We start from the raw sequence: 9,391 nt of genomic DNA, 5'->3' as shown, positions 1-9,391 counted from the left end.
CACCTCTAGCTTGAACTTCCCATCATGCCTTGCCATGTGGACCCCTCAGAGTTGGTGTCCAACATCTGGGGGTCAGTTCAATAGAGGGGCTTTTTCTTGTCGCTGAATCAACTCTGGCTGATCAGGCCAGCTGACGGCGACGGAACAGCGGTTGCGGCTGGGTCACCGAGGTCTGGTAGACCTCGCTGAAATCATCCAGGCCGGCCAGCGCCGCTTGCGGGTCGCGGTCGGCGCGGATGGCGTAGGCGTCGAAGCCGCAGCTCTGCATGAAGAACAGCTGGTCACGCAGCACGTCGCCGATGGCGCGCACTTCGCCTTTGTAGCCGAAGCGCTCGCGCAGCAGGCGTGCGGTGCTGAAGCCGCGGCCGTCGGTGAAGGCGGGGAAGTTCACGGCGATGACCTGGAATTTGTCCAGGTCTGCGGCGATGGCTTCGGGCTCTTCGTCCGCGTCCAGCCACACGCCCAGGCCACCGTCACGGCCGCGCAGGGCAGGGCCGTGTTCCAGCCACAGGTTCAGCGGGATGATCACGTCGTCGCAGTTGGGCACGGTTTCCAGGGTCGCGTCCTTGGGCAGCAGGTGCCAGCGGTCGTCGACGACTTCGCGGTGCTTAATGATTCGCTGCATATACGCGCTCCTTGAAGGGGTCGATGCCGATGCGACGGTAGGTATCGAGGAAGCGTTCCTCTTCGGTGCGCTGTTCTACGTAGACGTTGATGATCTTCTCGATCACGTCGGCCATCTGCTCCTGGGCGAAGGACGGGCCGAGGATCTGCGCGAGGCTCGCCTCACGGCTGGCACTGCCGCCGAGGGAGACCTGGTAGAACTCCTCGCCTTTCTTGTCCACGCCGAGAATGCCGATGTGGCCCACGTGGTGGTGACCGCAGGCGTTCATGCAGCCGGAGATGTTCAGGTCGAGGTCGCCGATGTCGAACAGGTAGTCCAGGTCATCGAAGCGACGCTGGATGGCTTCGGCCACCGGCAGCGACTTGGCGTTGGCCAGGGAGCAGAAATCACCGCCCGGGCAGCAGATCAGATCGGTCAGCAGGCCCACGTTGGGGGTGGCGAAACCGTTCTCGCGCAGCTCGCCCCAGAGGGTGAACAGCTGCGCCTGCTCGACGTCGGCGAGGATGATGTTCTGGTTATGGCTGTTGCGCACTTCGCCGAAGCTGTAGCGGTCGGCCAGGTCGGCGACCACGTCCAGCTGCTTGTCGGTGATGTCGCCAGGCGCCACGCCGGTTGGCTTGAGCGACAGGGTCACGGCGACGTAGCCGGGCTTCTTGTGGGCGAAGGTGTTGCGCTGGCGCCAGCGGGCGAAGCCGGGGTTCTCGGCATCCAGCTGGGCGAGGGCGGCGTCCTGGTCTTCCAGGCTCTGGTAGGCCGGGTCGACGAAGTGCGCGGCTACGCGCTGCAGTTCGGCGTCGGTCAGGGTGCTCGGGCCGTCCTTCAGGTTCGCCCATTCGGCGTCGACCCGTTGGGCGAAGACTTCCGGCGTCAGTGCCTTGACCAGGATCTTGATGCGCGCCTTGTACTTGTTGTCCCGACGGCCATAGCGGTTGTACACGCGCAGGATGGCGTCCAGGTAGGACAGCAGGTGTTTCCAGGGCAGGAATTCATTGATGAAGCTGCCGACGATCGGGGTACGGCCCAGGCCGCCACCGACGGAAACGCGGAAGCCCAGCTCGCCGGCTTCGTTCTGCACCGCTTCCAGGCCGATGTCGTGCACCTCGATGGCAGCGCGGTCGCTCACGGCGCCGTTGACGGCGATCTTGAACTTGCGCGGCAGGTGGGCGAATTCGGGGTGGAAGGTCGACCACTGGCGGATGATCTCGCACCAGGGGCGCGGGTCCACGAGTTCGTCGCGGGCAACGCCGGCGAACTGGTCGGTGGTGGTGTTGCGGATGCAGTTGCCGCTGGTCTGGATCGCGTGCATCTGCACGGTGGCCAGCTCGGCGAGGATTTCCGGCACGTCTTCCAGTTCCGGCCAGTTGTACTGGACGTTCTGGCGGGTGCTGATGTGCGCGTAGCCCTTGTCGTAGTCGCGGGCGATCTGCGCCAGCTTGCGGACCTGCCGGGAAGACAGCAGGCCGTAAGGCACGGCCACGCGCAGCATGGGCGCGTAGCGCTGGATGTACAGGCCATTCTGCAGACGCAGCGGGCGGAATTCCTCGCCGGTCAGCTCACCCGCCAGGTAACGGTGGGTCTGATCGCGGAACTGCTTGACGCGATCCTCTACGATCCTCTGATCGTATTCGTCATATACGTACATGAATCTTCCTGCTGTCAGGCTATGGCGCTCAGGCTTACTGCGTATCCCAGCGCGCACGGCAACGCGCTCCACGCGGAGTGGGGCGCACGATACCAGTTCGGGAATATGCGCAAAAGTGATGTTTGAGTATATGGCGAGAACTTTCGGATCTAAGCCGCGCCAGGCTTGAAACACAGGTGGGACGGGGGCGTGAATCGGGACGCCTGTGCCGCTGCGCTTTGCGATGCAGCGGCTCGGCGATGATCGATCAGGCCTCGCGGCCGTGGGCGGAGTCGCGCAGTTGCGAGGTGTCGACACGGACGAAGATCGAGTCGCCGATGCAGGTCAGCACGTCGCCGGCGTAGACCTCGCAGATGATCCGGCTCTTGCGGCCGACTTCGCCGTCGACGTAGGCCTTGAGGGTCAGCGGTACGCCCATGGGCGTCGGCTTGATGTACTTGATGCCCAGGTTGCCGGTGACGCAGTCGATGCGCGGCAGGCTGCCCGGCTCGCGGCCTTCGGCGCGGTAGTGGTAGGCCATGGCGGTCCAGTTCGAGTGGCAGTCCACCAGCATGGCGATCAGGCCGCCGTAGACCAGTTCCGGCCAGCCGCAGTATTTGGCTTCGGGCAGGTGCTCGGCGACGACATGGACGCCGTCCTCGTGCCAGCGGCTCTTGATGTGCAGTCCGTGCGGGTTGCTGCCGCCGCAGCCGTAGCAGACGCCTTCGGGCGCGACAGTGTCTTGCAGTGAGTCCACGTGCATGGTCCTACCTTTCTATCCGCTTGTTCTTATGGAGCAGGCAGCCTAACGGCATTTGCGCGACGGTGGAAAGGTCCGGTTCCTTGAGGGGCGGGCGGAGCTGGTCTTAACTCTTGCCTGTGGTCCTTCAGCCAATAACGAGAAGATGGGGGAAACATGAGCGAAGAGTCGTCCAACAAGACCAGCGACAGTGTCGTCGATGCCCGCGCCGCATTCATCCTGATCCTGCTGGTGGTCGCCACCGCGGTGTTCTGGGTCAGCCATCAGTGACAGCGGTGCCGGCGGGCCGTCCTGCGGCCCGCCCGGTGCCCTGCTAGATTCCTGCGAAGTGCAGCACCAGCTGCACCAGTCCATAAAGCAGCAGCACGAACACCAGCGTGAAGAGAACGCCCATGGCGATGAAGTGGCTGGGCTTGCCGTGGGTGAAGTCGCGCGCGCGATTGCGCCCGCTCTGCACGCCGAAGGCCGCGGCCAGCACGCTGTGCAGCATCTGCCAGAAGGTCGGCGGCTTGTTCTGTTGCTCGTCCATCGTTCGTCCTCCTTTTTGCCTGCAAGCCTAGCTGCTGAGCGGGCAAGCGCTAGAGCTCGATCTGCGTCCACTGGCGCTTCTGCCACATCACCGCGAAGATCGCCGAGGCCAGCCCGCGCTGCAGGATCTGCATGCTCCAGATCGCCAGCAGCCCGCCGCCCAGAACCGGGCCGACCAGATAGGCCAGCGGCAGGAAGAACAGCCACTGGTTGCCCAGGCTGACCGCCATCACCGTGCGCACGGCGCCCGCACCCAGCAGCGCCTGGGTCAGCACCAGCGCCGTGGCGTCGATCACCATGCCCAGGCCGGTGAGCATCAGCGGCACCCGGCCCAGTTGGATCAGCGCGGGATCGCTGACGAACAGCCGCAGGATGGCCTCGGGAAACAGCCAGAACGGTGCGCCCAGCAACGCCAGTCCGCAGGCGGCGACCTTCACCACGTCCCAGCCCCAGCGGTGCGCGCTGTCGAAATCGCGCTCGCCCATGCTCTGGCTGACCAGGGTGGTCGCCGCCATGCCCAGGCCGACGCCGGGCAGGATCAGGAACAGCGCCAGGTTGATCAGCACGTGGGCCACCGCCAGCTCGCGGGTGCCGACCTGGGCGATGATCCAGAACAGCAGGGTGATGCCGGCGGCGAAGAAGAACTGCTGCAGCGAGTTGGGCAGCGACAGGCGCAGCAGGGTACGAATCTCCCGTTCGCTCGGCCGGTGCGGCTGGAAGCCCTGGGCGCGGGCATCGCGCCAGGTGATCCAGGCATAGATCAGCGAGCCCAGGTACAGCGCCAGGGTCGTGCCCAGCCCGCTGCCCACCGCGCCCATCCTGGGCAGGCCGAACAGGCCGTGGATCAGGCTGTAACTGATCGCCGCGTTGGCCAGGTGCATCACCACCAGGGTGCGCATGTACATGCCCGAACGGCGGGTGCCGTTCCAGTAGCCGCGGAAGGAGAAATTCAGGCCGACGGCGAGCACCGACAGCGCACGCCATTCGAAATAGGGGATGCCGACCGCGAGTACCTCGGGGTCATGGGACAGGGCGCGGACGATGGGTTCGGCGAACAGCAGGCAGACCAGGGTGATCGGCAGCGACAGCCCCAGAGCCACCAGTAGCCCGCTGTTAAGCGGCGCCGCCAGTTCCTCGCTGCGTCCTTCACCGCGCCGCCGTGCCACCAGCGCCTGCACGCCGGCGCCCAGACCCATCACCAGGGAGATGGCGACGAAATTGGCGTAGCTGCCGATGCCGACCCCGGCCAGGGACTTTTCCCCGAGATGCCCGACCATCGCCGCATCCACCAGGTTGAGCAGGCTCTGGCTGAGCATGCCGCCGATGATCGGCAGGCCCAGGTTGAGGATATTGTGGAACCGCTGGCGCTCTAGCATGGCGTCTCGGGGCAGTGTGCTCCGGCCTGTTGTGGACGTCCGGCGGGCCCGTGCCGGTAGGGCGCCGCTTTAGGAAATCCTAGCCGACAGGAGCCTGTCCCGCCGTCGTTCAGGGCGGAATGTGCCTAGGAATATTGCGAAGTAGTTCCAGAGATATTTCCGGTGCTTGTGTGAGATGCGTCACGCTTTTTCGCCTTGGCGTTTGGCACCGGCGTACTACGCTCAGAAGCAATTGACCAGGGCAAACCTGCGCGAAAGCCAGGGACGCAAAGCCACCGATCTACAGCCTGCAAGGGCCATGACCGCGGGGTTGCCAAGCCGGCCGGACGTTCGTCCGCGCCTTCTGCGAGCCTCGCGCTCGGCAACTTCAGAGTCCCGGTGAGCCTCCTGATCAACCCGTGCAGGTTGATGGTGTTTGTTGGCCCAAGGGAGCGCGCCGATGAATCAGCCGTATCAAGTCAGGTGCACCTATGGGTTCGCCCGGATGGCACTGCGGGATCAAGTGGTCTTCAAATCCATCGTCGGCCTGCTCAGCGGCCGTACGCTGGCGGACTGGGCCTATGTCGAGGGTCCGGCCGACCTGCTGGTGGAGGGTGAAGAGGGCGAGCCGAGAGTGCAGTTGCGCACCGTCGACGGCGAACCGCTCTGGGTGCATTGGCCGCTGCGTGCCAGCGAAGTCTTCGATTGCCTGGAGCGCGCGGCCCGCGCCATCAGCCACCAGCCTGTACAGATGGGTGGCGAGGCGTTGCGGCTCAAGCACTGGCCGGCGGCTTCGCTGCTGCAGGGCGATTCCCGCTACGTCCGCCTCGCTACGCTGCTCTGTGCACGAGCCATGAGCCTGGACGAGCTCTGCGAGCGCTCCGGCACGCCGCGGCAGGTCGCCGAAGCCTTCGTCCGCGCAATGGCCGGGCAGGACCTGTTGCAGCGCAGCGAGTCGGCTCCCGTGGCTGCCAGGCCGCAGCCTGCGGCACCGGTAGGGCTGCTGGCGCGAATCCGCCGCCACTTCGGCCTGGGCGGCAGCGAGGAAGCCAGTCGATGAGGGAGTACAAGATCCTCTTCACCGGCACCATGGGCGCGGGCAAGACCACTGCCATCGCCGCGATCAGCGATGTCGCACCGGTCAGCACCGACGTGCAGAACAACGACCCGAGCCTGGACAAGGCGCGCACCACGGTGGGCCTGGACTACGGCGAGGTGGTGCTCGGCCCGGACGAGCGCCTGCGCCTCTATGGCACGCCCGGCCAGGCGCGCTTCTCCTTCATGTGGGGAATTCTCTCCCGAGGTGCCCTGGGGCTGGTCATCCTGATCGACAACTCGCGGCCCGATCCACTGGGTGACCTGCGCATCTACCTCGACGGCTTCGCCGAGTGCATTGCCGTCGCGCCGTGCGTGATCGGCGTGGGGCGTCTGCCGGGCCATCCCCACCCCGGCCTGGACGACTATGCCGCCGCGCTGGCTCAGGCCGGACATACCTTCCCGGTGGTGGAAGTGGATGTCCGCGAGGCGCAGCAGGTACGCATGCTGCTCGACCTGCTGCTGCTGCAACTGGAATGCACGGTGGCCTGAGGTTCACCACGGACTGGAGTGGATGATGGAACACGCCTTGATGAACCTGCCGGAGCGCCTGCGCCAGGATGCCGAGAGCGCACTGGACGAGTTGAGTGCCAGCCTGGGCCGGCTGAGCGCGGCGGTGATCGCCACCACCGATGGCTTCGAGGTGGCTTCGCGCGCCGGCAAGGGCCTGGAGGTTTCCAAGCTGGCGGCCATGGCCTGCTCGATCTCGGCCCTGGGCGCCATGGTCGGCCAGGAAAGCGAAGTCGGCCCGCACCAGAACGTGATCGTCGAGGCCAGCGAGGGCTACATCGTCATCGTCGATATCCCGCACCCGAGCCATCCGATGATCCTCAACCTGGTCGCCGACCGCGAGGAGATGCTCGGCCAGGTGCTCTACCAGGCCAAGCGGACGGCCACGCGACTGGCTGACCTGTCGCTCGCCGGCTGAGACAAAAGGCTCCGTGGCGCGCGCGGCTGCGGGGCCCCTAAAACAGAACGCGCACTGAGGAGTAATCGCTATGGCTGCACTGCAACAATCGCTGGATGAACTGCTGAACCTGGATGGAGCCCTGGCGTCGGCCGTGGTGGATGCCAAGAGCGGCATGCTGCTCGGTCAGGCTGGTGGCGGCGTGGACCTGGAGCTGGCCGCGGCGGGCAACACCGAGGTGGTGCGGGCTAAGCTCAAGACCATGAAGTCCCTGGCGCTCAACGACGTGATCGAGGACATCCTGATCACCCTCGGCCGCCAGTACCACATCATCCGCCCGATGGCGAAGCACGAGGGCGTGTTCATGTACTACGTGCTGGACAAGGTCAAGGCCAACCTCGCCCTGGCACGCCGCAAGTTGCAGGAGGTGGAGGGGCAGATGGCGATCTGAGGTCCTTCCCGGGAGGCGGGCGGAGGGGGAGTTCCGCCCGAGTCGCGCCCATCTGGCTGGCCCTTCACGGGCCAGCTTCGTTTCATGCCAGCAGCAAGCCGGCAAGCTGCGCGGCGTGGTTGCGCAGCTCCGGTACTGCGGTGGCTTCCCAATGGCTGGCGCGCAGCATGGGACTGAGCAGATAGAGGTTCGGGTTGGCCTGGCCATGGACATCGAGCAAGCGGTACTGGTCATCGGTATCCAGCCCGAGGCACTGGCGGTCCTGGCGGATCACACCACGCTCCAGCAGCCCGTTCAGCAGCGTTTCCTGCACGCTGCGCAGGTTGGTGCACGGGCCCGTGCAATTGATCAGATAGTCGAACTGCTGCTCCTGGGATTGCCTGGCGCCACGTTGGCGAACCGTCACGGCGATGCCGGGATTGGTCGGCCGGGCCGCCAGCACGCGACCTGCCTGTACCCGCAATTGGCCGCTGTCTCGCAGCTCGCTGACGCGTTGCGCAACAGGCGGCGCGGCGCGGTGGCGATGCACATCCCAGTAAGGTTGCAGATGGCGCAGGAAGCGGCTGCGCTCGCGCTCTTCCAGGGCCTGCCAGAGCTGGGGCGTGAGCGGGCGGAGTGCCGCGATCACGTCGCGCCAGTCGTGGCCGTCAGCGCTGGCCTGGCGGATCAGCAGGCGCAGATCGCGCACCCGTTGGTTCAGGCCTGTGGCCTGCCGGAAGGCCTGCGGCAGCTCCGGGAGGACCGGATGGCTGGCGTTGTCACGGTGGGCCTGGGGCAGCAATGCGCGACGCGAGAGCGCCAGCAGGGGGCCGCGATGTCCCTGGTCCTGCAGGGCCAGCGCCATGTCGTACATGGTCAGGCCGGCGCCCAGCAGCAGGACACTGGCAGCGGCCGGGATGCCTTCCAGGGCGCCGGGCGTCCATGGATCGCGCAGATAGCCGGGATCGTCTTCCAGTGCCTTGAGCGGCGCCGGGGTTGCCGGGGTGAAGTTGCCGGTGGCGATGATGACCTTGCGGCTCTCCAGCGGCTGCCCGTCATCCAGCAGCAGGCGCAGATGGTCGCCCTGGTCGGTCAACTCCAGCACCTGCTGGCACAGGCTGCTGAAACGCACGCCGGGTGCAGCCTCGGCAATGGCGTGGCCGAGACGATCCTGCAGGTAGTCGCCATAGAAACGGCGGGGGAGGAAGTCACCCGGCTTCGCCTCGGGCATCTGCCTGCGCGCGAATTCGAGAAAGTCTGAAGGCTGGTCCGGGAAGAGGCTCATGCGCTCGGCCGGCACATTGAGAATGTGGCTGGCGGAGCGAGTGCCATAGGCCAGGCCGCGGGCCAGGCGGCCGGAGCGGTTGATCAGGCTCAGGCGAAGCGGCCCCTTCGCATTGCGCAGCAACTGGATGGCCAATGCGGTGCCGCAGAATCCGCTGCCGATAATGGCGATATGTTCCATGCATCCCGGTCCTTGTTCGGTTCGGGGCAGGGTCGCAGAGCGAAGCGAAGCTGACAACCTGTGGTCAGCGGCGATGCAGGGTGGAAGCGGCGGGAGGAAAGCAGAAGGCGGCCACTCGGGCCGCCTTTGCGCAGATCACTCGAACAGGCCGTGCCAGCAGTCGCTCAGCTCGCCCAGCTCGAAGGATTTCACCCAGGACTGCTTCTCCAGCCACAGGCGGGTGGTCTCACGATCGGCCTCGCTCAGGCTGCCGACCGCATTCAGGCACAGGTAACCGGTGAACTCACCATCTTCGGTGGCACCACCGACGAAAACCCAGCCCTCGGACTCGACGAAGGCGATCCACTGATCGAGCACCTCATCCAGGTCGCCGCTGTAGTTCACTTCCAGGCTGAAGCCGAACTCCTGGAATTCGCCCAGGCGCAGTTTCTTCAGCAGGCGGCGCTTGCGCGGTTTGGCCATCTGTTCGGGGGTGAGGTATTTCATGGTGACTCCTTGGAATTCGATGATCCGGCGTCGTGCCTGATCGGCGACAGCCAGTCGGCGATGGTATCACTTATCGACACTGACGCCTTCATGGGGCGCCTGACAGGAGAGCGCCGGCT

General features: G+C 65.7%; 11 protein-coding genes and 1 riboswitch. Of the genes, 4 read left to right on the top strand and 7 right to left on the bottom strand.

Annotated elements, in window-relative coordinates:
* Positions 1-121 precede the first annotated feature (121 nt).
* The 5 genes from HNP46_RS32830 to HNP46_RS32810 form a co-directional block, all read right to left on the bottom strand.
* Positions 122-625, bottom strand: a complete 504-nt coding sequence (locus HNP46_RS32830; RefSeq protein WP_184597562.1) for a DUF934 domain-containing protein — start codon at positions 623-625, stop codon at positions 122-124.
* Positions 609-2,267: a nitrite/sulfite reductase gene (locus HNP46_RS32825; RefSeq protein ID WP_184597560.1), complete on the bottom strand. Its 1,659-nt coding sequence runs from the start codon at positions 2,265-2,267 to the stop codon at positions 609-611. Before HNP46_RS32825 ends, HNP46_RS32830 begins: the two co-directional genes overlap by 17 nt.
* A 247-nt stretch (positions 2,268-2,514) precedes the next feature.
* Entirely contained in the window at positions 2,515-3,009 is a 495-nt protein-coding gene (locus tag HNP46_RS32820; protein ID WP_184597558.1) for a PaaI family thioesterase, read from the bottom strand.
* Positions 3,010-3,319: 310 nt separating this feature from the next.
* Positions 3,320-3,535, bottom strand: coding sequence for a DUF2970 domain-containing protein (locus HNP46_RS32815; RefSeq protein WP_184597556.1), 216 nt, complete (start codon positions 3,533-3,535; stop codon positions 3,320-3,322).
* Positions 3,536-3,584: 49 nt separating this feature from the next.
* Positions 3,585-4,910: an MATE family efflux transporter gene (locus HNP46_RS32810; RefSeq protein WP_184597554.1), complete on the bottom strand. Its 1,326-nt coding sequence runs from the start codon at positions 4,908-4,910 to the stop codon at positions 3,585-3,587.
* 230 nt (positions 4,911-5,140) lie between these two features.
* Positions 5,141-5,228: riboswitch (cyclic di-GMP riboswitch) on the top strand.
* 166 nt (positions 5,229-5,394) lie between these two features.
* On the opposite strand from HNP46_RS32810, the gene HNP46_RS32805 reads away from it, so the two are divergent.
* The 4 genes from HNP46_RS32805 (at position 5,395) to HNP46_RS32790 (ending at position 7,342) form a co-directional block, all read left to right on the top strand.
* Positions 5,395-5,949: a hypothetical protein gene (locus HNP46_RS32805; protein WP_184597552.1), complete on the top strand. Its 555-nt coding sequence runs from the start codon at positions 5,395-5,397 to the stop codon at positions 5,947-5,949.
* Entirely contained in the window at positions 5,946-6,476 is a 531-nt protein-coding gene (locus HNP46_RS32800) for a GTP-binding protein (protein ID WP_184597549.1), read from the top strand. Before HNP46_RS32805 ends, HNP46_RS32800 begins: the two co-directional genes overlap by 4 nt.
* Before the next feature lie 25 nt (positions 6,477-6,501).
* Positions 6,502-6,912 carry a roadblock/LC7 domain-containing protein gene (locus tag HNP46_RS32795; protein WP_184597547.1) on the top strand — a complete coding sequence of 137 codons (411 nt, stop codon included), beginning with the start codon at positions 6,502-6,504 and terminating at the stop codon, positions 6,910-6,912.
* A gap of 70 nt (positions 6,913-6,982) precedes the next feature.
* A complete protein-coding gene (locus tag HNP46_RS32790) occupies positions 6,983-7,342 on the top strand; it encodes a hypothetical protein (protein WP_024763315.1) in 360 nt (119 codons plus the stop codon).
* Between the two features lie 82 nt (positions 7,343-7,424).
* On the opposite strand, the gene HNP46_RS32785 is transcribed toward HNP46_RS32790, so the two are convergent.
* Together HNP46_RS32785 and HNP46_RS32780 are read right to left on the bottom strand one after the other, a co-directional pair.
* Positions 7,425-8,786 carry an FAD/NAD(P)-binding protein gene (locus HNP46_RS32785; protein ID WP_184597545.1) on the bottom strand — a complete coding sequence of 454 codons (1,362 nt, stop codon included), beginning with the start codon at positions 8,784-8,786 and terminating at the stop codon, positions 7,425-7,427.
* A 135-nt stretch (positions 8,787-8,921) separates the two neighbouring features.
* On the bottom strand, positions 8,922-9,272 hold the full coding sequence (locus HNP46_RS32780; protein WP_184597543.1) for a 50S ribosome-binding protein YggL: 351 nt from the start codon (positions 9,270-9,272) through the stop codon (positions 8,922-8,924).
* Between the last annotated feature and the right edge of the window lie 119 nt (positions 9,273-9,391).

The sequence above is a fragment of the Pseudomonas nitroreducens genome (assembly GCF_014204515.1).
GTDB classification, from domain to species: domain Bacteria; phylum Pseudomonadota; class Gammaproteobacteria; order Pseudomonadales; family Pseudomonadaceae; genus Pseudomonas; species Pseudomonas nitritireducens_A.
This window is presented reverse-complemented; position numbering and strand designations above follow the sequence as displayed.

Excerpts from the sequence above, each read along its gene's own strand:
- HNP46_RS32800 (WP_184597549.1), top strand. The coding sequence starts at position 5,946 with ATGAGGGAGTACAAGATCCTCTTCACCGGCACCATGGGCGCGGGCAAG.
- HNP46_RS32825 (WP_184597560.1), bottom strand. The coding sequence starts at position 2,267 with ATGTACGTATATGACGAATACGATCAGAGGATCGTAGAGGATCGCGTC.
- HNP46_RS32780 (WP_184597543.1), bottom strand. The coding sequence starts at position 9,272 with ATGAAATACCTCACCCCCGAACAGATGGCCAAACCGCGCAAGCGCCGC.
- HNP46_RS32830 (WP_184597562.1), bottom strand. The coding sequence starts at position 625 with ATGCAGCGAATCATTAAGCACCGCGAAGTCGTCGACGACCGCTGGCAC.
- HNP46_RS32790 (WP_024763315.1), top strand. The coding sequence starts at position 6,983 with ATGGCTGCACTGCAACAATCGCTGGATGAACTGCTGAACCTGGATGGA.
- HNP46_RS32795 (WP_184597547.1), top strand. The coding sequence starts at position 6,502 with ATGGAACACGCCTTGATGAACCTGCCGGAGCGCCTGCGCCAGGATGCC.
- HNP46_RS32805 (WP_184597552.1), top strand. The coding sequence starts at position 5,395 with ATGGCACTGCGGGATCAAGTGGTCTTCAAATCCATCGTCGGCCTGCTC.
- HNP46_RS32820 (WP_184597558.1), bottom strand. The coding sequence starts at position 3,009 with ATGCACGTGGACTCACTGCAAGACACTGTCGCGCCCGAAGGCGTCTGC.
- HNP46_RS32815 (WP_184597556.1), bottom strand. The coding sequence starts at position 3,535 with ATGGACGAGCAACAGAACAAGCCGCCGACCTTCTGGCAGATGCTGCAC.
- HNP46_RS32785 (WP_184597545.1), bottom strand. The coding sequence starts at position 8,786 with ATGGAACATATCGCCATTATCGGCAGCGGATTCTGCGGCACCGCATTG.
- HNP46_RS32810 (WP_184597554.1), bottom strand. The coding sequence starts at position 4,910 with ATGCTAGAGCGCCAGCGGTTCCACAATATCCTCAACCTGGGCCTGCCG.